This is a genomic window from Candidatus Krumholzibacteriia bacterium (genome assembly GCA_035649275.1).
GTDB lineage: Bacteria > Krumholzibacteriota > Krumholzibacteriia.
In genome coordinates, this window is the sequence record DASRJW010000025.1 from 1 (window position 1) to 24412 (window position 24412).

Annotated in this window: 17 protein-coding genes; 14 read left to right on the forward strand and 3 right to left on the reverse strand. The window is 68.4% G+C overall.

All coding sequences use genetic code 11. The features are described from left to right. From VFE28_02125 to VFE28_02140, 4 genes are all read left to right on the forward strand, one after another. Nucleotides 1-1147 (forward strand): divergent polysaccharide deacetylase family protein (locus VFE28_02125; GenBank protein HZM14774.1); only part of this gene is annotated, 1147 nt, incomplete at its 5' end. A 187-nt stretch (nt 1148-1334) separates the two neighbouring features. Then, complete coding sequence (gene secD, locus VFE28_02130) at nt 1335-3068, forward strand: protein translocase subunit SecD (protein ID HZM14775.1); 1734 nt, start codon at nt 1335-1337, stop codon at nt 3066-3068. 25 nt (nt 3069-3093) lie between these two features. After that, complete coding sequence (gene secF / locus VFE28_02135) at nt 3094-4071, forward strand: protein translocase subunit SecF (GenBank protein ID HZM14776.1); 978 nt, start codon at nt 3094-3096, stop codon at nt 4069-4071. An 18-nt stretch (nt 4072-4089) separates the two neighbouring features. Next, on the forward strand, nt 4090-4611 hold the full coding sequence (locus VFE28_02140; GenBank protein ID HZM14777.1) for a DUF456 domain-containing protein: 522 nt from the start codon (nt 4090-4092) through the stop codon (nt 4609-4611). 10 nt (nt 4612-4621) lie between these two features. Here the strand turns inward: VFE28_02140 and VFE28_02145 are convergent, their stop codons facing one another. Beyond that, nucleotides 4622-5974, reverse strand: coding sequence for a serine/threonine-protein kinase (locus VFE28_02145; GenBank protein ID HZM14778.1), 1353 nt, complete (start codon nt 5972-5974; stop codon nt 4622-4624). A gap of 129 nt (nt 5975-6103) precedes the next feature. On the opposite strand from VFE28_02145, the gene VFE28_02150 reads away from it, so the two are divergent. The 7 genes from VFE28_02150 (at nt 6104) to VFE28_02180 (ending at nt 19657) form a co-directional block, all read left to right on the forward strand. Next, nucleotides 6104-6559 (forward strand): hypothetical protein, encoded by a 456-nt coding sequence (locus VFE28_02150; protein HZM14779.1) that lies wholly within the window; start codon nt 6104-6106, stop codon nt 6557-6559. A 26-nt stretch (nt 6560-6585) separates the two neighbouring features. Further along, nucleotides 6586-11367: an ATP-binding protein gene (locus VFE28_02155; protein ID HZM14780.1), complete on the forward strand. Its 4782-nt coding sequence runs from the start codon at nt 6586-6588 to the stop codon at nt 11365-11367. A gap of 310 nt (nt 11368-11677) precedes the next feature. Further along, nucleotides 11678-12388, forward strand: coding sequence for a DUF4159 domain-containing protein (locus VFE28_02160; protein ID HZM14781.1), 711 nt, complete (start codon nt 11678-11680; stop codon nt 12386-12388). 30 nt (nt 12389-12418) lie between these two features. Then, a complete protein-coding gene (locus VFE28_02165) occupies nt 12419-15910 on the forward strand; it encodes a DUF4175 family protein (GenBank protein HZM14782.1) in 3492 nt (1163 codons plus the stop codon). Beyond that, nucleotides 15907-17886: a tetratricopeptide repeat protein gene (locus tag VFE28_02170; protein HZM14783.1), complete on the forward strand. Its 1980-nt coding sequence runs from the start codon at nt 15907-15909 to the stop codon at nt 17884-17886. The genes VFE28_02165 and VFE28_02170 overlap by 4 nt, the downstream gene beginning before the upstream one ends. 91 nt (nt 17887-17977) lie before the next feature. Next, a complete protein-coding gene (locus VFE28_02175; protein HZM14784.1) occupies nt 17978-19168 on the forward strand; it encodes an asparagine synthetase B in 1191 nt (396 codons plus the stop codon). A gap of 171 nt (nt 19169-19339) precedes the next feature. Continuing rightward, a complete protein-coding gene (locus VFE28_02180; GenBank protein ID HZM14785.1) occupies nt 19340-19657 on the forward strand; it encodes a hypothetical protein in 318 nt (105 codons plus the stop codon). Between the two features lie 37 nt (nt 19658-19694). Here VFE28_02180 and VFE28_02185 read toward each other — a convergent pair whose 3' ends face one another. Beyond that, nucleotides 19695-20561: a CPBP family intramembrane glutamic endopeptidase gene (locus VFE28_02185; GenBank protein HZM14786.1), complete on the reverse strand. Its 867-nt coding sequence runs from the start codon at nt 20559-20561 to the stop codon at nt 19695-19697. Between the two features lie 108 nt (nt 20562-20669). Here VFE28_02185 and VFE28_02190 point away from each other — a divergent pair, with 108 nt between their 5' ends. The 3 genes from VFE28_02190 (at nt 20670) to VFE28_02200 (ending at nt 23481) form a co-directional block, all read left to right on the forward strand. After that, nucleotides 20670-22280, forward strand: a complete 1611-nt coding sequence (locus VFE28_02190; protein ID HZM14787.1) for an NAD(P)H-hydrate dehydratase — start codon at nt 20670-20672, stop codon at nt 22278-22280. Between the two features lie 305 nt (nt 22281-22585). Further along, nucleotides 22586-23029, forward strand: coding sequence for an Hsp20/alpha crystallin family protein (locus tag VFE28_02195; GenBank protein HZM14788.1), 444 nt, complete (start codon nt 22586-22588; stop codon nt 23027-23029). 44 nt (nt 23030-23073) lie between these two features. Beyond that, nucleotides 23074-23481 carry an Hsp20/alpha crystallin family protein gene (locus tag VFE28_02200; protein ID HZM14789.1) on the forward strand — a complete coding sequence of 136 codons (408 nt, stop codon included), beginning with the start codon at nt 23074-23076 and terminating at the stop codon, nt 23479-23481. Nucleotides 23482-23552: 71 nt separating this feature from the next. Here VFE28_02200 and murI read toward each other — a convergent pair whose 3' ends face one another. After that, nucleotides 23553-24386 carry a glutamate racemase gene (gene murI / locus VFE28_02205; GenBank protein HZM14790.1) on the reverse strand — a complete coding sequence of 278 codons (834 nt, stop codon included), beginning with the start codon at nt 24384-24386 and terminating at the stop codon, nt 23553-23555. Nucleotides 24387-24412 lie beyond the last annotated feature (26 nt).

A 24412-nucleotide genomic window follows, 5' to 3' on the forward strand; every position in this document is an offset into this window, starting at 1 on the left:
GAGGAAGCACCTCGTGGCGCGGCCGCGCGTCGTCGTCGCCACCTTGGCTATAGGCCTCCTCGGTCTCGGCGCCATCCAGCTCTTCACCACCCGCCCTGGCCACGTCCTCCTCGTCCGTGCCGGCTGGCGCGATCCCTTCCTCGAGAGACTCGCGGTGCAGCTGGACGTGGCGCTGGCGGAGCGCTTCGTCTCCATGGGACTGCTCCGCGCCGATCTCAAGTCACGGCGTCTCGCCGAGGAGCAGGGCAGCGTGCAGGAGTACAGCTTCCGCGCCCCGGCCCACCTGACGCCGACCCAGTGCAATCTCTGGCTCACCCAGAGCGCCATCGCCGCCGGCGCCGAGGTCCTTGCCGCCGAGGAACTGCACACCCAGGGCGGCGAGGTCAGCATCGCCCTCGGCTTCGCCGCGCGCATCACCCATCGCCTCCGCGTGCGCCCCGCATCCCGCACTCCGGAGCGGCCGGTGGCGCGTATCGCCCTCGTCATCGACGATCTCGGCCACAACTTGAACGACATCGCCGAAGGCATCCTGGATCTCGGTGTGCCGCTGACACTGGCGGTGCTGCCCGATCTGCCGCACAGCGACGACGTCTTCGCCGCCGCGGAGAAGCGGGGTTTGCCTGCGCTCCTCCACCTGCCGATGGAACCGGAAGGCCACGAGAATGCCGGCCGGCACCCGCTGCGGGTGGGCATGGAGGAAGGAGCGATCGACGCCTTGCTGGAGAAGTACCAGCGCAAGTATCCGGGCTTCGTGGGCATCAACAACCACATGGGCTCGCGGGCCACCGCCGATGCCGCCACGATGGGCGCGCTGAGCGCGGTGCTGGCGCGCCGGGGCCTGCTCTTCCTGGACAGCGCCACCACGGCGCGCAGCGTGGCGTTGCGCGCCGCCCGCGCCCAGGGAGTGTGGAGCCTGCGCAACGACCTCTTCCTCGACACCGACACCAAGTCTGCCACCACCGTGTCGGCGCGGCTCGAGCGGCTGGCCGCCTTGGCGCGGCAGCGCGGCGTCGCGGTGGGGATCGCGCATCCGCGTCCATACACGTTGGAGGCGCTCCGGGCCCTGGTGCCCCGTTTGCAGGCAGAGGGCATACGCTTCGTCACGCTGGAGGAGCTGCGCGGCACCCCCAAGCCTGCCACCTCCTGAGCCGCCCGCAGCGCTTGACTGCCCCCAGGCGGGCCCTATAATGGCGGGGCTCTGACGCCCGGGCGCGCATCCTGGTTCGATCCGGATCCCGCTCCTTCCGTTCGACGACTCAACGCGACGACGGCCGTACGCACCGATGGCCAAGGTGGGCCGCCGTGCGCCAGTGCTGCGACCGTCGAGAGGACGCATGGACCGCAACCTCACCTTCCGGCTCCTGGTCATCCTTTTCGTCGTCGGTGTGAGCTTGGTCCTGCTCTACCCGACCTTCCGGTACTTCTCGAAGTACCGGAAGCTGACGCAGGAACAGGTCATGGCTCTCTCCGAGGGTGAGCGCCGCGAGATGCGCTCGGTCCTGGAGAAGTCGATGAAGCTGGGGCTGGATCTCCAGGGCGGCATGCACGTGGTCCTCGAGCTCGACCGCGGCAGCGTCCGCGAAGCCGATGCCCGGGACGCCCAAGATCGGGTCATGGAGATCCTCTCCACCCGGGTGGACCAGTTCGGGGTCACCGAGCCCACGCTGTCGCGGCAGGGAACCGACCGCATCATGGTCCAGCTCCCAGGGGTGGAGGATCCGGAGCGGGCGAAAGGCCTGCTGGGCGACGTGGCACAGCTGGAGTTCCGCTTCGTCCGCGATCCCCAGGACATCGTCAAGGCGGTGCAGGCCATCGACGCCGTCCTCGCCTCGGAGGCGGCCACCGACACCACGCACACCGCCGCGACTCCCGGCGACACGACGCAGGCCGCCACCAAAACGCCCGGGAGCGCCGCCGCCACCGACACCGCCGCCGCCGAGGCCGCGGACTCGCTGCAGCTGCCCGAATTGCCCAGCGTCAAGGCCGCCGCCGAAAAGCCGGGTAATTCTTTCAGCAGCCTCTTCGTCACCCTGCAGTTCGGTGCCCTCTACGTTCCCGACGATGGCTTCCGCGTGCAGCGCGTGCGGGAGCTCTTGGCGGACAGCCGCGTCCGCGCCGCCATCGCCAGCGCGGTGCCGCGGGCCGAGTTCCTCTGGAGCAGCGAATCGGATCTGCACACCCAGGACGGCGTGCCCGTGCGTCTCCTCTATCTCGTCGGCACGGAGAAAGAGCTCACCGGCGAGTTCCTGCAGGATGCGCGCACCGGTCCCGACCCGGACCGTCCGGGCTCGATGCTCATCAACTTCCGTCTCGATCGCCGCGGCGCCCGCACCTTCTCGCGCCTCACCGCGGACCACGTGGGCAAGCAGCTCGCCATCATCCTCGACAGCGTGGTGAAGTCGGCGCCGAGCATCCGCAACCGCATCCCCAACGGCGAAGGACAGATCAGCGGCTCCTTCACGGACCAACAAGCCCGGGACCTGGCCATCGTGCTCCGCGCCGGCGCTCTGCCGGTGACGCTCACCATCGTGGAGGAACGCACCGTGGGTCCGACGCTGGGCAGCGATTCCCTGCGCCGGGGACTGATGGCGGGGGGCGTGGGGCTCGGCCTCAGCATCGGCTTCTTGGTGGTCTACTACCAGCTCTCCGGTCTGGTGGCGGCGCTCGGGCTCGCCGTCAACCTTCTCATCACCCTCGCCGCCATGGCGACCCTGCGGGCGGCGCTCTCGCTCCCCGGCATCGCCGGCCTCGTCCTGGCGGTGGCCATGGCGGTGGACGCCAACGTGCTCATCTTCGAGCGCATCCGTGAGGAGCTGCGCAAGTCCAAGACCGTGGCCGCCTCCATCGAAGCCGGCTACAAGGGGGCGCTCTCGGCCATCGTGGACTCCAACCTGACCACGCTCTTCGCCGGCATCGTGCTGCTCTACTTCGGCACCGGCCCGGTGAAAGGTTTCGCGGTGACGCTCTGCATCGGCATCACCACCTCCATGTTCACGGCCCTGTTCGTCACGCGCTTCGTCTTCGACCTCTTCACGCGCCGTCGTCGCCTGGAGAAACTGAGCATCTAGAGGCCCTCGGCCGCGGATCGGACCCATGCTGACACTGATCAAGGAAACGAGCTTCGACTTCATCGGCCGCCGCAAGATCGGCTTCATCATCTCCCTCGTCACCTTGGTGATCGGCCTGGGCTCGATCGCCTTCCGCGGCGGCCTGCGGCTGGGGGTGGAGTTCACCGGCGGCGTGCAGCTGGAAGTGGCCATCGCCGGGACCACGGCCGCCGACATCGCCGGCATCCGTACCGCGGTGAGCGCCGCGGGCTACGACAACCGCAGCATCCAGCGCGTCGTGTCCGGCGACCGCGCCTCTTTCCTCATCCACTTGCCCACCACGGAGGCCGCGACGAGCGCAGCCAGCGCCGGCGCCGAGGCCGCTCGTACCGTGGCGGCCACCAGCGCCGACGCCATCTTGCAGGCGCTGCGCCAGCATTTCCCCGACAAGACCGTGACGCTGCTCTCCCTCGATTCGATCGGGCCGAAGGTGGGAAGCGAGCTGCGGCTGGCGGCGCTGCAGGCGGTGTTGCTCTCCATCCTGCTCATCTTGATCTACATCGCCTGGCGTTTCGAGTGGCTCTTCGGCGTCGCCACGGTCATCGCCCTCTCCCACGATCTGCTCCTCACCCTGGGGCTCTTCTCGCTCTTCAACAAGGAAGTGTCGCTCTCCATCGTCGCCGCCTTCTTGACCCTGGCGGGTTACTCGGTCAACGACACCATCGTCATCTTCGACCGCATCCGCGAGGAGCTGAAGCTCAAACAGCGCCGCGAGAGCGTGGACAACATCTTCAACGGGGCGATCAACAAGACTTTGTCCCGGACGCTCCTCACCAGCACCACCACGATGCTCGTGCTCATCTCCTTGCTGTTCTACGGCGGCGACGTCATCTACGACTTCGCCTGGGTGCTGGCGATCGGGATCGTCGTCGGTACCTACTCTTCCGTCTTCGTCGCCGCGCCGCTGGTGATCGAGTGGTATCACCGCACGGCCAAGGCGGAGACGGAGCGCGTGAGCGCCTAGAGTTTCCGGTCGCTGCCCATGCCCGATGCCCTCGTCTCTTTGGCCAAAGCCTTGCTGCTCGCCGGCGGCGCCGCGGTGTTGCTGCTGCACGCCTTCGGCCTGCCGGCCAACTGGATCCTCCTCGGCCTCGCCGCACTCTATGGTTTGCTGACCCACTGGCACCCCGTGGGCGCATGGACCCTGGTGGCGCTGGCGGCGCTCGCGGGCTTGGCCGAAGGGCTCGAGTTCGCCGTCGGCGTCGGCTTCACGGCGAAGCGCGGCGCCACCCGCGCCGGCGTCCTCGGCTCCTGCCTGGGCGGTTTCGCCGGCGGCCTCGCTCTCGCGCCCGTGGTGCCGCCTCTCGGGGCGCTGGCGGGTGCTTTCCTCGGTTCGTTCCTCGGGGCGGTGGTGCTGGAATACCGAGCCCGGCGGCAGCTGGACCAGGCGTTGCGGGCCGGCAAGGCCGCTTTCATCGGCCGCGTCCTCGGCGCCTGCGTGAAAACCCTGTGTGGCCTGTGGATGTGGTGCGTTCTGGCCTACCGGATCCTCTTCGCTTCCTGAAATCCGGGAGTCAGGCGGTGCGCCGGCGGCCGTTGGGGCGCCGCGGACCCTGCAGGTTCCTGCCGCACCAGGCGCAGAAATCCCAGTAATCGCTGGCCACGGAAGTGCTGCAGTGGGAGCAGCGGTCGAGCAGCCGCCGACTGCGCCAGGGGCGCCGGCGCGCGTTGCACCAGGGACAGCGCTGCATGTGCGGCAGCAGGCGCACCTCGCCGCAGCGGCTGCAGCGCCCACCATAGTGCGGATCGCGACTCGGCACGGTGGAGATGTGGGCGAAGCGCGGGCCGTAGCACCAAGCGCAATAGCTCCAATCCTCGTGCACCCCGTGCTCGCAACGATGGCACACCTGGGGGAAGCGGGTGATGCCGGTGAAGGAGTTCTTGCGATAACCGCACCACGGGCAGACGCGCATGAACTCCGAGACCGCCCCGGAGCAGCGGTGACAGCGGAACGCCAGCTGCAGGTGCCGACCGTAGCGCGTTTCGAACTCGTGCTGTCGGTACGCCCGCCACGACAGCCGCCGCGGCCGCGTTTCCTCGGCGACCTCGCCGTTGGCCACGCCGGGCACGGCAGCGTGCACGGCGCGCAGCATGCTTTCGGCATCGCGGTAGCGATGTTCCAGATCGAAGCTCGCAGCGCGACGAATGACGCGCGCCAGCGCCGGCGGCACCCGGGCCATGAACAGTTCGTTGCGCTCGAAGGGCCAGCGCAACGGCCAGCGCGGCAAGGTGCGCGTCACCATCTCGTAGAAGACCAGGGCCAAAGCGAAAAGGTCGGAAGCGAAGGTCGGCCGCCCGTAGGCTTGCTCCGGGGCGCGATAACTCGGCGTGCCGGTCGCGGTCGTGTGAGTGACCGGACGGTCCATGAGACGGGAGACGCCGAAGTCGGAGATCTTCACCCGGCCGTCCCGCCACACCAGGATGTTCTCGGGCTTGATGTCGCGATGGATGATGCCGTGGGCGTGGGCGCACGACAGCCCCTGGAGGACCTGGTCGAGCACGTGCACGGCGTAGCGCACCGGGCGCTGGCGCGCGAAGGCCTCGAGGAGCGTCCGTTCCCCCAGCTCGGAGATCATCACGAATCGATCCCCCAGGATCTCGGCGGTCTTGAGACGCACGATGTTCTTGTGGTCCAGCCGCGAGATGACCCGGACTTCGTGGCGGAAAACGTTCTGGCTCAGTTCCGGCAGGGGCTGGGCGAAGACCTTGAGCGCCACGTGCACGCCCTCGACGGTGTCGTAGGCTCGGTAGACGCGCGCGAAGGCCCCCGCACCGAGGAGCTTCTCGACGCGGTACTTGTGCAGCATCTCGCCGCGACGGAGAGGCGCCGTGGCGCCCCGGGTTCTTGCCGATGCGTGTGCGGGCATGGACGTTTTCGAGTTCGCTGAGGGGTGAACGCGCTCTGTGGCGCGGCACCGATCCACTATACCCGATCCCGCCGCGCTGGCGGCGTCCTGGTGCGCTAGACTGAGGCGCCGCCAGGGAGGGTAGGTTCCATGCGCACCTGGCTCCGCCTGCTCCGGATCCCCTGGCTGCTGCTGTGCCCCTGGACCCCGCTGCTCGCCGCCCCCGGGCCGGAGGCGGCGGAGCCGTCCGCGGTCTTCGACAGTCTCGAAGCGGCGTGGGGGCGGGGCGACGTCCGGGGCGTGGTGGCGCTCCTGGGGGAGCGCAAAGTGTCGATCGCGTTGCCGGAGCTGGAGCCGGCAGCGGGAAGCTTCTCGCCCCGTCAGAGCCGCTGCATCCTGGAAGCGCACTTCGCGCGCCACCGCGTGCTGCAGTTCCAGTTCCTCGATCGTCGCCCGCCCGATGCCGGCCGGCCGCTCGCCGTGGCTCTCGCCATCCGCCGGTACCGCGCCCTGGGCAGCGGTCCGGTGCTGCAGGATCGGGTTCTGGTGATGCTCGTGCGCGAAGAGTCCCGCTGGGTCCTCGGTGAGATCACCGCCCTGCGCTGACGCGGGAGAATGCAGCTCCAGACGACATGCAACCACGATTCCTGAGCATCGCCGCCGGCTTGGCCGCCGCCCTCGGACTCCTGCTGGAGGCTGGAGGAGCGTGGCCGCACGACCGTGCGCCTGCGGCCTGGCACTGGCTCTTCTTGGCCGCGGCGGCCGCTGCACTCCTGCAGCTCGGGCTGCGACGAGACGGCAGTGCGGCCGCGCGTCTCCGCCGCCTCGCTTGGCTCGTGCCCGTCGGGCTCGGTCTGCTCCTTCCTTCCCTCCTGCGCACGACACCGACGGAAGCGTGGCTCGCCCGAGGGGATGCACGCCTGCAGCGTCGCTTCGAAGTGCTGCGTGCCCGCGTTCTCGGACTCGAAGCGAGCGCCCGAGCGCTGGGTGACTCCGCCTTGACCCTGGTGGATTCCATCCCCGTCGCTGCCGGTCCGGAAGCGCGGGTGCGGCTCTTCGACGCTCTCGAGGCGATGCAGCGCGTGCGCCCGGCGGCAGCTCCCGCCGCACCCAGCGTGCGCCTGTTCGACGCGCGCGGACAGCTGCTGGCCTGGGCCGGCACCACCCATTCCGGGGCGAGCGGCGTGCGGCTCACCTTCTTCGCTCCCGGGCCGCGAGAGATCTACTTCCGCCGTTCCGGCGCCGGCATCTTCCTCGTCTACGACCGGCAAGACGGCCGCGATGACGCCACCCCCGCCGATTCGGTGCACACCCCGCGCGTGCTGGTGGAGATCCCGATGTCGAGTTTCGGACGGCCACGGGGCGAGCCCGTCGCGAGTCGGGCCGGCGACGACGACGCGGTGGAATGGAACTATGAGGCCCGTCTGGTGCCGCCGTATCTGACGCAAAAGGACATCGAAATCCACGGCGACCCGGAGCGCGGTCTGCAAGGGGACTTCGTCATCCGCGGCGCCGACGGCGTGCCGCGCCTGCTCGGGCGCCTGAGCGCTCCTCCTCGTGACGACGAAACACTCCTCCAAGCGTCCCGCGAGCGCCGGATGCAAGCATGGCTCGTGCTCGTCGCCCTCGGCCTCGGCGCCTGGGCGGTGTGGAGCGAGACGGCGCGGCGGGCGCCCTGGGGATCGCTGTGGGACCGTCCGTGGCCGCTCCTCGCGGGACTGTGGATGGCGCGCCTCCTCCTCGGCTTCTTGCATCTGCCCTCACCCTCCCTGCAGGGGCCCGGGGTGCTGCAACCCGCCGCCTTCGCCATGGATGGTTTCTTCGGCGTCTTGCGCACGCCTCTCGATCTCCTCCTCACCGCCCTGGTGTTGCTGGCGAGCGCCGCTCTCCTTTTCGTGCAGCGTTTGCGCCGCCAGACGCGCCACCCGGAAGCCGCGCCCGCGGGCACGCTCCGCACCCTTCTCGGGTTGCTGGCGGCAGCCGCCAGCACCGTCCTCGCTGTCCGCCTCGCTGTCGCTGCGGCGGTGCGCGTGGCCCAGAACACCAGCCTGCCGCTCCTCGGCACCGCGCTGGACTTGCAATCGCCGCCGGCGCTCTGCCTGCACGCAGCGCTGCTTGCCGGTCTGGCAGCGCTCCTGCTCCTAGCGCTGCTCCTCGTCGCCAGGCTGACCCCACCGCGCCCGCCGCGCTGGCTCCTGGCCCTGGCCGCCGCCGGTGTGGCCCTCGCTCTCGGACTGCAGTCGTTGCCGCTCGCCGCGCTCGTGGGCATCGTGGTGCTCTGGGGCGGCGCGCGCCTGCACGCTCTCTTCCTCGACGAGCGCTTCACCAGCTTCAGCCTGGCGACGCTCGTCCTCGTGGCGCTGGCCGCGACGCTCACCAGCGAAGCCCTGCAGGGCGAGGACTTCCACGCCCGGGAAGAACACGTTCTCGCCCGCGCCGATGAAGTGCGCCGGCTCGTCGACGAAGAGCGGCCTTTCGTCTTGAAGCACGTGCTGCAGGACTTGGAAGCCGAGGCGAACCTGCTCGAGGAGCTGACCCCGGGGGACGCCACCGCCAGCGCCAGCGCTTACGAGATCTGGTCGGGAAGCTTGCTGCGAGGTCTGTCCTGGCCCTGCCAGGTACGGGTGTACGACGAGCTGGGCCAGCTCGCCAGCGAGTTCTCCATTGGCCTGCCGTACCCGCCGGAGCTGCCTACCCTGGACAGCCGCGAGCGCGCCAGCATCACCGGGGCGCACATCGAGCAGACCGAGATCGAAGCGCGCTCCGTGGGCGTGGTGCGTTTGTACCGCGGCTCCTTGCCGGTGCACGCCGGTCGTCTGGGACAGCTGCGTGGCTACGTGGTGATCGACCTCCCCTTCGCGCACGAGAGCCTCGTCCTCGCCGCGAACCCGCGCCTGAGCCCTCCCGAGCTGCTGCAGGCCGGTAGCGGCAGGGGCGTGGGACCGCGGGTCGGGGAAGCGCAGCTCTACCTCCTCGCCTGGTTGCAGGGGGGGTTCGTGAGCGAGAGCTCCACGCCCTATCTCGAGGTGGGAGAACCGCTACGCGACGCCGGCCCGGCGCATGCGGGCTGGAAGCGCCTGCGTCTCGCCAACGGCGCCTATTTGGCGACGGAGATTCCCGCCGGGGAACGCACCTTGCTCGCCGGTTTCCATCTGCTCTCGCCGCTCGAGCGCCTGCTGCAGTGGACGCAGATCGCCGCCCTCGATTTCGCCGGCGCCGTCGCCGTGCTCCTGGTGCTGATGGGACTGGGGCGCAGCCGCGCCGCGGCGCGGGCGCTGCCGGCGCTCCTGGTCCCCAAGCGCCTGGGATTCCAGCAGAAGCTCATGGGGGCGTTCCTGGTGGTGGCGCTGCTGCCGAGCGTCGTCGTGTCGTTGGCGACGCAGCGGATCATGGCGGAGCGCAGCAAGAGCCGTAATCGCGACGTCGCGGTGGACAAGGCGCGCGCCGCCGAGGCGGCGCTCACCAACGTGGTGCGCCGCGAGCTGCAGAGCGTTCTCACCAGCGAATACGTCGAATGGTACCTGCGCAACGCCACCTGGTACATGACGCCAGGCCCACCGCCGGCCCGGGACATTCCCAGTTTCAGCACCGTCACGGTGTTCAGCGGCAGGGGCAGTCCCATCCTGGACGAGACGCTGAGCGACTTCTCCGACGCGGAAGGCTTGGCGTTTATCACCGCCGCGCCGCGACGTGTTTTCGCCTCGCGGGATGGCGTCAACCACCTGGCCCTCGGGGCCCTGGAACCGGTGTGGTTCACCCCCGAGGCGCGCCCCGGCGCGGCGCCGCAACTCTTCTACCTCTATTACCGCCGCCGTCTCGACGACGGCATGCTGCGTGAACTGGTGCCCATCCTCAGCACCGACATCAGCGCTTTCCTCGGCCCGCGGCTGGTGGTGTCGAGCCAGAAGAGCCTGGCCGCTGCCGGGGTGCTGCCCTTGCTGCTGTCGCCTGCCGCTTACAAGTCGGTGCTGTTGCGCAACAATCGCTATGCCGTGGTGGAGGAATCCGCGGGAGAGCAGCGCTACTTCTCGAGCTATGTCCCCCTGGAAGATCGCTTCGGCGAACGCCTCGGCGCCTTGGCGGCGCAGCAGCTGCTGCAGCCCGACGAGTTCGCCGTCGAGGTGGATCGCACCCGCGCCCTCGTCGTCGGCTTGTCCACTTCCATGTTCGTGCTCACCTTGGCTCTGGCGGTGGCTTTCGCCGCCCGCATCTTCGACCCCCTGCGCAGCCTCATCGAGGGCACCCGGCGCATCGCCGGCGGCAACCTGGCCTTCCGCCTGCAGGCCCGAGGCCGCGACGAGATCGGCGAGCTGGAGCGCTCGTTCAACGACATGGCGGCGCGCCTGCAGACAGCACGTCTGGTGCTGGAGGAACGGCAGCGCTACCTGGAAGCAGTGCTCGGCAACATCGCTTCCGGCGTGGTGGCCACGGACGTGCAAGGACGCATCACCGCGGCCAACGCGGCGGCCGAGCGCCTCCTGCGCCTGCCGCCCGAAGGTCTCGAAGGCCGCACCTGGGGCGAGCTGGCGGCGGCAGCCAAGGACAGCGGCGTGCGCGACTTCTGGGCCCAGGTCGGTACGGGGGCCGAAGGCGCCATCCACGAGCTCAGCATGCGCCGCAGCGAGGGGCGCTTGACGCTGCGCCTCATCGTCACCGATCTGCGCCCGTCCGGCGTGGACGAATCCCTGGGGCGCGTCGCCATCTTCGAGGATCTCACCGAGATGATCCGGTCGAAGAAGCTGGCAGCCTGGGCCGAGATGGCCCGGCAAGTGGCGCACGAGATCAAGAATCCCCTCACCCCGCTCAAGCTCTCGGCGCAGTTCATGGAGCAAGCCTTCCGCGACAAGAGCGACAAGTTCCCGGAGATCTTCAGCGAGGGCATGCAGACGATCGTGCAGCAGGTGGACGTGCTGCGGCGCATCGCCAGCGAGTTCTCCGGCTTCGGCCGGGTCAGCAAGCGGGAGCCGCAACCCTTGGACTTGGGTGCGGTGCTGCGCCGCGTCACCGCGCCGTACCGCAGCGTGCAGGGTCTGCAGCTCGACCTCGGCACCGACGGCAGCGACTCTTTCCCCGGGGACGGACTCGTGGTGCGCGGCGACGAGGAGGGGCTACGCCGGGTCTTCACCAATGTCCTGGAGAACGCGCGCGAGGCCATGGGGGGCACGGGCCGGATCGCGCTCAGCGTCGAAGCCGCCGAGGCTGGGCAGGTGCGTGTGCGCGTCACCGACGAGGGCTCGGGTCTCACCGCCGAAGCGCGAGAGCGTCTCTTCGAACCGTACTTTTCTACCAAATCCACGGGCACCGGTCTCGGGCTCGCGATCACCCGCAGCATCTTGGAGGAGCTCGGCGGCTCGATCAGCCTCAGCAACCGTCCGGGCGGAGGCGCCGAGGTACAGATCACGCTCCCCACCTGAAGGTGGAGGACGCTGGCAGGTGGTCTTGAACGAGCGGGTCCTGAACGAGCAGGCAGGGAAGAGGGGTGGGTCAGGCGTGGACCGGCTTCGAGCCTCACCTCGGGCCACTTCGCCCGAAAAGAGCCGCACTGCCGGCCTCGAGAGGCCGGCGCCCGGGCGCCTCCCTGGCGGGAGACCGACCCTGGGCCTATTTTATGCTCGAAACCCCCGTGGGCGTTATCATTACGGTGAGGGGACCACCCCCGCCGGGTGGAACCCCTGAGGTCTCGCCGCGTACCAAGGCTGGAGTCGTAGCCCGCCTGGAAGGTCCATGGGAGCCGCACGGAGCACACGCCCGGCAAGCGGGGAGCTTTGCCTTCTCGGGGCGATTTTCGTTCTCTGCCTGGGAGCCTCGGCCCTCCCCGGTGCGGCCGAGGAACCAGCCCAAGAAGCCTGCATCCACATCGGGCGCCTGCACTACGACGGCGGCGGCGACTGGTACTCCAACCCGAGCTCGCTGCCGAACTGGATGGTCGCCTTCCAGCAGCGGACCGGCATCGTCACGGTGCACGAGGAAGTGGTCCTGCGCCCGGACGATGACACCCTGTACCGCTTTCCCATCGTCTACATGAACGGCCACGGCATGGTGAAGTTCTCCGAGGAGGAAGCCGCGCATCTGCGCGACTGGATGCTGCGTGGCGGCTTCCTCTGGGCCGACGACAACTACGGCATGGATCGCAGCTTCCGCCAGGAAGTCCGCCGGCTCTTTCCGGATCGGGAGCTCGAGGAGCTGCCCAACGATCACCCGCTGTACCGCTGCTACTACACCCTGCCGGGCTTGCCGAAGATCCACGAGCACGACGGCAAGCCGCCGCAGAGCTTGGTGATCCGCGACAAAGGACGGATCGTGCTCCTGTACACCTATGAGTCGGACATCGGTGATGGCGTCGAGGATCCCGAGGTCCACAAAGATCCGCCGGAGCGCCGGGAAGCGGCCATGCGCATGGCCGTCAACGTTCTGGTTTACGCGCTGACGCATTGAGCCGGCGCGCGGCCGCGGGGGGAGCCTAGGATGACCACAGCGGCGGGGGCGGAGAACAAAGTCCAGGAACGCGGCGCCCTGCTCGTGGCGCTGCTGCGTCATGGGAAGCGCCGGCACGCCCGGCGCGTCTTGCTTTGGGGCGGTCTGCGCATCGCCTGCCGCCTGGGACTGGGGCTCGCCGCCCTGCTCTGCCTGGCGGCCGTGGTCCCGATCCTGCCTAGGCCGGTGGGGTGGCTCCTGGGGCTCCTCTTCTGGGGCGGGGCCGCCGCCCTGGTGTGGAGATCCTGGCTGCAACCGCTGCAGGCGGTGCCGAACCTGGCGGTGTTCTCCCGCCTGGTGGAGGAACGGCGGGATTTCCGCGACATGCTGCGCGCGGCCCTCGAGTTCAGCCAGCGCGGTGCCCCCGGCAACACCTCGAACGACCTCGTCGCCGCCACCATCGACCAGGCCTACGGCGAGGCGAGCCGCCTCGATCTGGTGCGGCTCTTCGCTTTCCCCCAGCGGCGCCGGGATGGCGTCGTGGTGGGCGGCCTCGCCCTCGCACTCCTGGCCCTCGCGCTCCTGGCACCCTCGGTGCCGCGGCGCGCCGCGCAGGCCCTCGCCTTCGCTTACCCCTCGCCCGCTTCCATCGTCTACGGCGAGCTCGAGGTGCAAAGCGGCGACGTCGACATCCTCGCCGGCGACGACTTCATGGTGCGGGTGGTCGATCGCGGCCCCTTGGCTCCCGAGATGCTGCTGCGTTTCAACGACACCGGCGACCTGTGGAAGACGCGGGCGCTGCAGTCGCAAGGCGTGGGGCCGCCGTATGCCTACGAGTTCCGCTTCGAAAACGTGCGCGACGCTACCTCCTATCGCTTCGAGAGCGGCAAGCGCCACACCGCGGAGCACCAGATCCGCGTCGTGCAACGCCCCAGCGTCGACCGCTTCACCCTGCGACTGGTGCCGCCGGCCTACACCCGGCGCGAAGCCCAGAGCCTGGAGGAAGGGCGCGGCGACGCCGTCGCCCTCGTCGGCACGCGGATCGAGATCGAAGGCACCGCCTCTTCGCCGCTGGAGCGGGGATCGCTCTTGCCGGAAAGCGATCCCGCGGCGGCGGTGACGCTGCCGGGGCCGCTGCGTCTGTCCCTGGACGGCGCCACCTTCCGCGCCGCTTTCACCTTGCGCGGCGACCTGCGCTATCACTTCGAGGTGGAAGATTCCCTCGGTCACGGCAACGCCGATCCGGTCACCTACCAGCTGAGCGCCATCGAGGACCGCCCGCCCTTCGTGGAACTCCGCGCCCCGGAGGCGGACGCCACCCTGCCCAAGTCGCTGCAGGTGGAGCTCCAGGTGCATGCCGACGACGACTTCGGCATCTCCCGCATGACCCTGGTCTCCCGCCGCGAGCGCGAGGGCGAGGACCTGCAGGAAACCGAGAAGCGCACCGCCCTCGTCCTCCACGACGGCACCGCCGTCGATCCCGACGGCAAGCCCGTGGGCCGGGAGGGCGCGGCGGAACTGCTGAAGAAGCACGCCTGGGACCTGAGCACGCTCGGGCTCTTCCCGGGCGACTTCGTTTCCTACTGGATCGAAGTGGAGGACAACGACGCGATCTCGGGCCACAAGACGGCGCGCACGCCCACCTATCGCCTGCGGCTGCCTTCCCTGGGCGAGCTCTACGCGGAGCTGCACGACCAGGACGAGAACCGCCTGAGCGAGATCGATCGCGTCCTCGAGGAAGGCAAGCAGCTGCAGCAGAAATACGAGCGTCTGTCGCGGGAGCTGAAGAAGAATCCCGAGATGGACTGGAAGAAGGAGCAGGAGATCCAGAAGTCCCTGGAGAAGCAGAAGGAGCTGGCGGAGAAGGTCGGCGACATCGCCGAGCAGCTGCAACACGAGGTCGAGAAGATGGAAGAGCAGCAGCTGGTGAGCTCCGAGGTCGCCCAGAAGATGGAGGAAATCCGCAAGTTGCTCCAGGAGGTCCAGGACGACACGCTGCGCGAATACATGCAGCGCCTCCAAGAGGCGATGAAGCAGATCTCGCCCGACGAGATCCAGCGGGCGCTGGAGAAGATGGAGCTGTCGCAGGAGGAGTTCCTGCAACGCCTCGATCGCACCAAGGCGCTCCTGGAACAGCTGCGGCGCGAGCAGAAGCTGGACGCGCTGCTGGAGCGCACCGCGGAGCTGCTGCGGCAGCAGGAAGAGCTGACCCAGCGCACCGAGGCCCTGGAGAAAGGCGAGACGAGCCGCGCCGATTCGTCCTCCGCTCAGAAGGACGGCAAAGAGAACACGCCGCAGCAGGAAGGCGAGCGCCTGACCCAGGAGCAGTCCGATCTCGCCGAGGACTCCACGGAGATGGAGAAAGAGCTCCAGGAGCTGCAGCAGGAGATGGAAAAGGCCGGGCGGCAGGAGCTCGACAAGGCGGGCGAGGAGGTGCAGGCGCAGAAACCCTCGGAACCCATGCGCGATGCGGCCGAGCAACTGCAGCAGCAGCAGATGCAGCAAGCCCAGCCGCAGCAGCAGAACGCCGAGCGCCGCCTGCGCGCTCTCTACCAGCGTCTCATGAACGCCCAGATGGCGATGAGCGCCGCCATGGCCCAGGCCACGCTGGAGGCCTTGCAGAAGGCCGCCCGGCAATCCCTAGACGTCTCCTTCCGCCAGGAGCTCCTGACCCGCCAGGCGGTGGACAACGGCGACGCCGAGAGGAGCGGCGACCTGGCGCGGTCCCAGCAAGCGCTGCGGGCAGCGACCCACAAGGTGACCGCGGATCTCGAGGCGGCGGGCAAGGAGTCGACCCAGATACCGCGGCAGGTCACGGCGCTCTTGGTGCAGGCGATGGGGAAGATGACTCAGGGAGTGGAGGGCTACGAAAAGGGCAACGCCCTCGCCGGCCGGCTGCACGGTGAGGACGCCTACGCCGATCTGAATCGCGCCGTCATCGAGCTCAACCGCTCCACCCAGGGCTGTCAGGGGGGGAGCGGCGGCAATCCGTCGGCGAGCCGGCGCCTGGGGGATATGGTGGGCATGCAGCAGAAGCTCAACGACGCCACCCGGCGCCTGCAGCAATCCATGCCCACGCCGGGGCAGATGTCGCCAGAGGAGCGGGCCCAGATGTCGCGCCTGCTGGCGGAGCAGCGTTCCATCGAGGCCGAGCTGCGCGACATCGACCGTCAGGCCCAGGACAAGCGCGACACGCTCGGCCGCATGGACCGCATGCTCGACGACATGAAAGAAGTGGTGGAGGACATGGAGAGCGATGGCGTCGACCAGGAGACCTTGGATCTGCAAGATCGCATCGTCTCGCGCATGCTCGACGCCAGCCGCTCCCTGCACAAGCGGGATTACAACAAGGAGAGGGAGAGCCGCAGCGCCGGCGATGTCTACAGCCAGGGTGGCGGCCCTCTGCAAGAGGACGAGGCGCACAAGAAGCTGCGCCGCGATATCTTGCGCGCCCTCGAATCGGGGACTCCGGAGGAATACCAGGAGCTGGTGCGGGAGTACTTCCGCGCCATCGCCGAAGCCGAGGAGCCGAAGCTGCCGTGAAACGCCGGCTCCTCACCCTGGCGGTCATCTGCCTGGCCTGGGCGGCTCCCGCTGCGGCGCAGCAACGGGGCGCGCCGCCCGCCGCCCCGCGCGAACCGACCTACAGCGCCGAGCAGCAGGAGCGCCTGCATGCCGGGATGCTCGAGCTGCGCCGGCGCCAGCGGGAGAACGATCGGTCCGGGGCCATCGAGGTCGGCGAGCAGCTGCGGCGCGAATTCCCTGGCAACCGTCGGATCGAAGACGCCCTCCTCGACCTCTATCGCGTCGAACGCCGTCAGGACAAGCTGATCGCTCTGCTCGCCCAGCGCATCGAGCGCGATCCCGCCGCCCTGGACGAAGTGCGCGAGCTCTGCACCTACCTGCTGGCGCAACGGCGCACCCACGACGCCCTCGAGGTCATCCAGAAAGTGATCGCCGCCAATCCCGCCGACGAAGCCCGCTACCGCCTGGGGGCGGGGCTGCTGCGCAGCCATGGCCAGATCGATCTCGCCGCCGAGATCTACCGTCAGGGTCGCAAGGCCATCGGCAGGGAAGGGATCTTCGCCACCGAGCTCGCCCAGATTGCAGAGGGGCGAGGCGACTACGAAACCGCCATCAGCGAGTACCTGCTCCTGGTCATGGACCCCGAGCAACGGCCACGGGCGCGGCGCAAGATCCAGCGCCTGATGGAGCGGGCCGACGACCCCAAGGAAGTGCTGTCACGCATCGAGAAGCTCCGCGACCACCACCACGACTCGGCGGCGCTGCACGATGTCGCTGCCCTCGCCTACCTGCAGGTGGGAAAGCTGGAGGAGGCCTTCGCCGCCGTGAAGCTGGCGGACCGGTATGCCGAGGACCAGGGCGAACACCTGCTCGAGTTCGGCAAGCTGGCGCTGCAGCACGAGGAGGGCGAGCCGGTGGACCTGAAGCGCACCCGGCTCGGTGTGCGCGTCCTCCATCTCCTGCCGGAAGCGCATCCACAGAGCAACCTCTTGCCCGAGGCCTCGCGGCTTCTCGCCGAAGGTCTGGTCGCCGTGGCGCGCCAGGCCCCGGACGAAGCCTCGAAGCGCGAGCTCCTCCAGGAGGCCATTCGTTCCCTGGACCAGAGCGCCCAGGACTCGGGTTTCGCCAGCGTGCAGCGCGATGCCTTGGCGCTGAAGGCGCTCATCCTCTACGAGGATCTGGGGCAACCCGAAGCGGCGCTCTCGACTTTCCAGGAGCTGCTCGACCATCAGAAGACCCAAGGCGAGCCGGACCAGATGGTGCGGGTGCAGATGGCGCTCTGCCTGGCCGCCATGGAGCGGTTCGACGAGGCGCGCAAGCTGCTGGTGGAAGCTGCCTCCGCGCCCGCCGACAGCGATCCAGCCGAGGCGCCCCGTCCGCCGGGGATGCGGGCCCAGCCGACGGTGGAGAACATCGGCCGATCCCGGGCGCGCTACCACCTGGCCGAGCTGGATCTCGCCGAGGGGAAGTACGACCAGGCGCGCGACGGCTTCGCGGCGCTCGCCGAAGAAGCGCCGGAAGACCGCCTTTCCAACGACTGCCTCGACCTGGCGCTCACCCTCAACGAAGCGGCCTTCTCTCAGGATCCGGGCTTGAGTCGCTTCAGCCAGTATCATCGGGCCATGCTCCGCCGCCAGCCGGAGCAGGCGCGGGCGGAGCTGGAAGCCCTAGTCACGGAGCAACCCAATTCCTCGCTGCATGCCCTGGCGCTCTTCGAGCTCGGGAAGAACGACATGACCGCAGGGAAATACGACTCCGCCCTGCGTCGCTTCGCCGCGCTGGTGGCGGGGCAGCCGCAGCACCGGCTGGCGCCCCGAGCCCTGGAGGCGACGGGGGACCTGCAGCTCGAGAAGCTGCAGCAGCGCGAGCAGGCGGTCGCCACGTACGAGCGCATTCTCCTGGAGTACCCGGAGGATCTCTTCCAGGACGACGTGAGGAAGAAGCTGCTCGCGGCCCGGGTCGAGACGAAGGAGGAAGACAGTGCCACGCCTTGAGCCCCGACGACCCTCCCACCCGCTCCTGACCTTGGGGGTCGCGCTCCTCCTCCTGGGCGGCTCGCTCGTCGTGGCCGCCGCGGACGACTTCATGCTGATCCCGATGGACCTGCAGCAGACGAACCACCTGAAGGCTTACGGTCTCGCCTTCCACATGCTGAGCCAGGGTGTGCAGGTGGAGTGGCTGCTCAACTACCGGGGCGGCAGCTTCCTGGCGCGACGCCACCAGGATCTGGAGCTGGAGGCCCGCATCCGCGGCGTGCTCTACCAGGTCACGAGCGACGCGGATATCGCCACCATCAAGGCGGAGATCGAACGGGAGAACATGGACGTGGTCCTGCTCGAAAAGCCGCCACGCCTGGCGGTGTACACCCCGCCCAACGCTCAACCCTGGGATGACGCCGTCACCCTCGCGCTCACCTATGCCGAGATCCCCTTCGACAAGGTCTACGATCGCGAGGTCCTGTCCGGGGAGCTGGAGAAGTACGACTGGTTGCACCTGCACCACGAGGATTTCACCGGGCAGTACGGCAAGTTCTTCGGCACCTACCGCTTCGAGTCCTGGTACCAACACGACGTCGAGGTCAACGAGGCGCTGGCGCAGGAGCTCGGCTTCACCAAGGTCTCGGAGGAGAAGAAGGCGGTGGCCCGGGCGATCTGGAAGTACGCCTACGGCGGGGGCTTCGTCTTCGCCATGTGCTCCGCCACGGATACCATCGACATCGCCCTCGCGGCCACAGGCGTGGACATCGTTGCCCCAGAGCTCGACCACGACGGCATCACCCCGGGCTTCGAGAGCAAGCTGCAGTTCGGACTGTGTTTCGCCTTCGAGAACTTCAGCCTGGTCACGAACCCGCTGGTCTACGAGTTCTCCAACATCGACACGAGCAACTACGCTCGCCTTCGCGGCCCCGAGGCCGACTACTTCACCCTCTTCGAGTTCGCCGCCAAGCACGACCCCGTGCCCACCATGCTGACACAATGTCATGTCAGCGTGATCAACGGCTTCCTCGGACAAACCACCGGCTTCCGCCAGTCGCTGGTGAAGAAGGCCGTGGTCGTGCTCGCCAAGGTGGAGGGGACAGACGAGGTCAAGTACGTGCATGGAAACGTCGGCCGCGGCACCTTCACCTTTTACGGTGGCCACGATCCGGAGGATTACCAGCACCAGGTCGGCGACCCACCGACGCGGCTCGAGCTACACGTCAACTCGCCCGGATACCGGCTCATCCTGAACAACGTCCTCTTCCCGGCGGCGCGGAAGAAGGAGCAGAAGACCTGAGCCTCGCGCCCGTTGTTCCGCCTGGAGCTTCATGGGCGCTGTCTGGACTCGCGCGCGCCCTCCATCACCCGCTTCTTTCCCGACTCGACTCCCCCCATACCCGCGCCTGGAGCGCACTTCCGCTCGGTCGATGTTTCCTGCTTCCCTTGACACCTCAGGAAGCTTGCGAGGATGATCACAGAAACCAAGGGGGCTTGGGTTCCCGAACGCACCCCCGGAGTTGGGTCGAGCGCGCAGGGGGAGGTGAGTGGCTCCGGCTGCAGCAGCGTTTCTCGGGTTGGGCTGGGGCTTTTGATGGAGAAGATCGATTTCCCGGATTGCAGGAAGTGCGACAACGGGGTCCTGCTGCCGTTGTCCGACTACGGGCGCGACGGTGCGCCCATCACGTACAAGGCCTGGGTCTGCACCAACCCCACCTGCGGGTTCAACATACGCATCGACAATGGGGAGATCAGCTTCGGGCGGCCTTTCGGCCAGTCCTCGAAGTAGGTTTCTCGATCCTGCCGCGCACGTGGCTCGTTCCTAATCACGCCGGCTCCGCGTCGTCCTGATCCCTACCGCCACGACGCAGGAGCCAGAAAGCCATTCCCAGCAGCAAGGGCGCGCCGATCAACACACCCGGCTGGAGAGCCAGGCGGGTGAGTGCCGGCGTGTCGACGTCCCCGGTCCGGGCCAGCTCCAGGTAGCCGATCAGGTTGAAGAGCGCGTGGCCCAACCAGGCCGCGGTGAGCGTGCGTGTCATGAGGACGAGGAAGCCGAGAACGATCCCGAGCAGCGAGAGCGGCAAGAGCGCCCAGGGGGCGAGGTGCGTCATCCCGAAGAGGACGCCCACCACCACCGCTGCGACCCAGGGACGCAGGAGGCGTCCCATGGTGCCCAGCAGGAGGGCACGGAACAGGACCTCCTCGCCGAGCGGCCCCAGGACCACGACAGCCACCAAGCCGCCGGCGAGGCTCACGGCGTCCGTGGGCACCAGATTCTGCTGGAACCGTAGTGCCTCCGCGTCCGGCGCGACGAACCAGAGGTTGGCAGCGCTCAGAGCGTAATCCAAAGGCACCGTGCCGAGGATCGCGAGGACCACGCCGAGGCCCTGCCACCCATCGAGAGGAAACAACCAGAGCTCGGAGCGGACGGGGCGGCGGAGCGAGCGGATCACGAGCGCGATAGGGACCAGGATTCCCACCACGGGTGCCAGGGCCAGCCCCCACACCGCCACACCAGGGCGCCCACCCCAAAGAACACCTTGGAAGAGAAAGTAGAGCAGCAAGCACCCGGTGAAGAGGAGGAGCAGAGCTTGGGTCCCGAAGAGGTCGTAGAAGCTCGCCGCTGCTTCGCCATCCGGAGGGCCGCTGGAGGCGTCCTCGCTCCCGTGGTCTTCAGGGGCTTCGTGCATAGACTGTGATCGTACGGCAGCACCGACATCGCATCCTAGAGATGCCTCAGAGGTGCCTTCGTTGACCCCGCGGCCGCGACGCCCGTAGGCTGGCGGCGGAGAAACCGCGTGAAGCTCGTCACGGCGCAACAAATGCAGGCGATCGACCGCCGCACCATCGACGGCGGCCTCGTTCCGGCACTCGTTCTCATGGAGAACGCTGGTGCGGCGCTCGCCCGCGAGGCCCTCCGACTCCTCCGCCGCCCGCGCGGCGCCCGGGTCGAGATCCTGTGCGGGAAGGGAAACAACGGGGGCGACGGCCTCGTTCTCGCCCGGCTCCTGGCCCGCGAGGGGGTGCGGGTGTGCGTGCACCTCTGCCACCCGGCGACCGAGCTCAGCTCCGATGCACGCGCCAACCTTTCCAGACTGCGCCGCTCCAAGGTCAGCATCAACGTCCTGAAGGAGAACTTGGCCGCTACTCCCGCAGCCGAACCGGTCGGCCGGCGACCGCGCCCTCTCCTGGTGGCGGCAGACGTCCCCGGCCGGCGAGACTCCCTCGCCTCACATCTCGTACGGGCCGATCTTTGCGTCGACGCTCTCCTCGGTACCGGGGCAGCCCGCCCGCTCGCACCGGCTTACGCCGGCCTCGTCGATCTCCTCAACCGCACCAGCCGGCTCACCCTCGCGGTGGATATCCCGACCGGGGTCGATGCGAGTTCCGGCGCCCTCCTCGGCACCGCGGTCTGGGCCGACGTCACGGTGACCTTCGGTCTCCCCAAGCTTGGACTGGCCTTCCATCCCGGGCGCGAACGGGCCGGCCGGATCGAGGTGGCCGATATCGGTTTTCCGGCCGAGGTGCTGGGTGACCGGCAGAATGAGTGGTCCTGGGTGGACCCGGCCTGGGCCAGAGCGCTGTTGCGACCGCTGCAGCCCACGGCACACAAGTACTCTCGTGGAACCGTCCTCATGGTGGCAGGCAGTTCCCGCTTCCCAGGTGCGGCGGCGCTCGCTGCCGAGGCGGCGCTCCGCACCGGTGCAGGCATGGTGCATCTCGTCGTTCCCGGTTCCATCCGCGACCTTCTGGAGGTACGGCTCCGCGAGGTGATCATCCACCCCTGTCCCGAGGACTCTGAAGGCAACTGCACCGATGCCGTCCTCGACCTGGCTTCGACGCTTGCGAAGCGATGCGATGCCCTCGCTCTTGGCTCGGGCATCCAGGCGGACGACAGTGTGCGCCGGTGGATGCGAGAGCTGCTGGCGACTCTGGCGCTTCCCGCCGTGGTCGATGCCGATGCCCTCCTGGCGCTCCCGCCCCCACCTCATCCTGCTCCCCGCGTCGCCACACCTCACGCGGGAGAGCTGGCGCGCTGGCTCGGACTCGAGGCGCGCCTCGACGAGAAGGAGCGCGTGACCACGGCAGCTGCAGCCGCCACCCGCCACCAGGTGGTGGTGGTGGCGAAGGGAGCCCCGAGCGTCGTGGTAACACCCGCCGGGGAAAAGCGGGTCAACAGCACCGGACACACCGGACTCGCCACCGCCGGATCGGGGGACGTCTTGGGCGGAATGCTGGGGAGCCTCCTCGCGCAGGGCCTCGAGGCTCCGCCGGCAGCGACGCTCGCGGTGTACCTGCATGGCCTTGCCGCGGAGCTGGCTTGCGAGCAGAGTTCCCCCCGCAGCCTACTGGCTGGAGACCTCCTCCCCGCCATCGGTTTGGCGTACGCCACACTCGAGCGTGGATGAGCTGGGCGTCCTGGCCACTTGACCACCGGGCGCTTTCGTTGACCCACCTAGCATGCCATTGTGGCAGCAATAACCGCCAGTAGAGGCTGCCTTCCTGTCCGTGTTCTGTAGATGGATGCCCACCACAGTAATGTAACCAAATTACAATAAATGGTTTAGTGGATTCATAGAGCCGTGGCACAGGACTTGATTTAGTCCTTACCGCGAGCGGCATGAGGTGACGCCCAGAGTGCATAGATGGCAGTCACGGCCGCGAAGAAAGAATCGTCCCGAGCCGAGCTCGGGCAGGCTTAGGAGGTATGGAAATGTCTCTCGTCAGGTGGAAGCCCAGGAACGGTGACTTCATCGACCCGTTCTTCGATCGATTCAGCCAGCAAGTGGGCGCCTTGCTCGGCGACTGGCCCTTCGAGAGCGCCAAGAACTGGTACCCGGCGATGGATCTCGTGGAGGAGAAGGATCGACTCCTCGTTCGTCTCGAGCTGCCCGGAATGGACCCGAAGGCGGTCGAGATCCAGTTGCAGGGCAACCTGCTCACGGTGAGCGGGGAACGCAAGGACGAGGCGGAAAGCTCGGAAGGCACAGTGCTCAAGCGCGAGCAGACCTACGGCGCCTTCCAGCGCAGCTTGCAGCTCCCCTACCGCGTGCAGGCGGAGAAGGTCAAGGCCACCTACGAAAAGGGCGTCATGACCATCAGCTTGCCCAAGGTGGAAGAGCAAGTGGGCCGGCAGATCCCGGTCGAAGTGAAGTAAGACTCGAAGCACGAGGACACTCGAAGCAAAGGAGAGCGAGAACCATGGTCGTGCGCTGGATGCTCCCGGTGACGGGAAGGCAATGCGAGCCGCAGGAGGGTGTGCGTCGGGCGACCCTCACACCAGCGGCGGACGTCCTGGATGACGGCGACAGTTACCACGTGATGGTGGAGCTGCCAGGAGTCCCGAAGGAGAACGTCTCGCTGACGCTGGAGGAGGATTTCCTCCTCGTCAGCGCCCCGCGCCCCAGCCGTCCCGAGGGCATGCAGGTGCTGCACGATGGCCGGCAGAGCGAGTGGGTCTTCGAGCGCCGCTTCGCACTCGGTGATGGCGTGGATCGCGACCACGTGCAGGCCCGTCTCGAACACGGCCTCCTGCACATCACCCTGCCCCGGCGCGCCGAGGAAAAGCGCCGCCGCATCGAGGTGGAGCCGGCGGGGAACGCTGTCTGAAGGAGCCTGCAGGAATCTGCAGCGTGCGACGGAGCGCATCGTGCACGGGGGCCTAAGGGAATCGGCCCCCGTCACACTTTCCGGCCCACCGGGGTGCCGACCTCGTGCAACGCTTCCTGTTCCCAGCGCAGTGCTGCCACGTGTACGACCTGCCCCAGAATGGTTCGCGCCACGCGTGCGAAGGCGTCCACGTCCCCGGTAGTGCGAAACTCGTGCTGGGGAGCGGTCGTTGTCCCAGGCTCTCGGCGCTCGAGCCATCGACCCAGCTGGCGCGCCACTGCCGGAGCCGGGTCGATGACCTGCACCTCCGGCCCGGCGACCTTCTCGATCACCGAGCGGACCAAGGGATAATGAGTGCAGGCGAGCACCAGCACGTCCGCTCCCGCTTCCAGCGGGGCGCGCAGGAAAGTGCGCAACGATCTTTCCAGTTCCGGTCCTTCCAGGGTTCCCGCCTCGATGCTCTCCACCAGACCTGGACAGGGCTCGCACAGCAAGCGGAGCTCCGCGGCATGGCGGGCGATCGTGCGCTGGAAGAGCTCTCCCGCCAGCGTGGTCGGCGTCCCCAGGACGCCCACGACCTTGTGCTTCGAGGCGAGGGCTGCCGGCTTCACCGCCGGCTCCATCCCCACGAAGGTGCCAGGGGAGAACTCGTGGCGCAGGTGTTGGAGAGCCGCCGCCGAGGCGGAGTTGCAGGCGACGACAATCGCGGTGCAACCGCGCGCCAGGAGATAGCGGGTGATGCCGCGAGAGAAGCCGAGGATCTCGGCGGCGGAGCGCGCCCCGTAGGGGATGTGAGCCTGGTCGGCGACGTAGAGCGTGTCGACGCCGGGGTGCTGGCGCACGATCTCGCGCCATACCGACAGACCGCCGACGCCCGAATCGAAGATCCCTACCCTGTCCCCCACCGGCCCACCTCCGGCCTCCATTCTGC

Coding starts and splice junctions, on each gene's coding strand:
- VFE28_02160 (HZM14781.1), top strand. CDS start 11,678: ATGGGAGCCGCACGGAGCACACGCCCGGCAAGCGGGGAGCTTTGCCTT.
- VFE28_02200 (HZM14789.1), top strand. CDS start 23,074: ATGGTCGTGCGCTGGATGCTCCCGGTGACGGGAAGGCAATGCGAGCCG.
- VFE28_02145 (HZM14778.1), bottom strand. CDS start 5,974: ATGCCCGCACACGCATCGGCAAGAACCCGGGGCGCCACGGCGCCTCTC.
- secF (HZM14776.1), top strand. CDS start 3,094: ATGCTGACACTGATCAAGGAAACGAGCTTCGACTTCATCGGCCGCCGC.
- VFE28_02140 (HZM14777.1), top strand. CDS start 4,090: ATGCCCGATGCCCTCGTCTCTTTGGCCAAAGCCTTGCTGCTCGCCGGC.
- VFE28_02175 (HZM14784.1), top strand. CDS start 17,978: ATGCTGATCCCGATGGACCTGCAGCAGACGAACCACCTGAAGGCTTAC.
- VFE28_02165 (HZM14782.1), top strand. CDS start 12,419: ATGACCACAGCGGCGGGGGCGGAGAACAAAGTCCAGGAACGCGGCGCC.
- VFE28_02195 (HZM14788.1), top strand. CDS start 22,586: ATGTCTCTCGTCAGGTGGAAGCCCAGGAACGGTGACTTCATCGACCCG.
- secD (HZM14775.1), top strand. CDS start 1,335: ATGGACCGCAACCTCACCTTCCGGCTCCTGGTCATCCTTTTCGTCGTC.
- VFE28_02185 (HZM14786.1), bottom strand. CDS start 20,561: ATGCACGAAGCCCCTGAAGACCACGGGAGCGAGGACGCCTCCAGCGGC.
- VFE28_02155 (HZM14780.1), top strand. CDS start 6,586: ATGCAACCACGATTCCTGAGCATCGCCGCCGGCTTGGCCGCCGCCCTC.
- VFE28_02180 (HZM14785.1), top strand. CDS start 19,340: ATGATCACAGAAACCAAGGGGGCTTGGGTTCCCGAACGCACCCCCGGA.
- VFE28_02150 (HZM14779.1), top strand. CDS start 6,104: ATGCGCACCTGGCTCCGCCTGCTCCGGATCCCCTGGCTGCTGCTGTGC.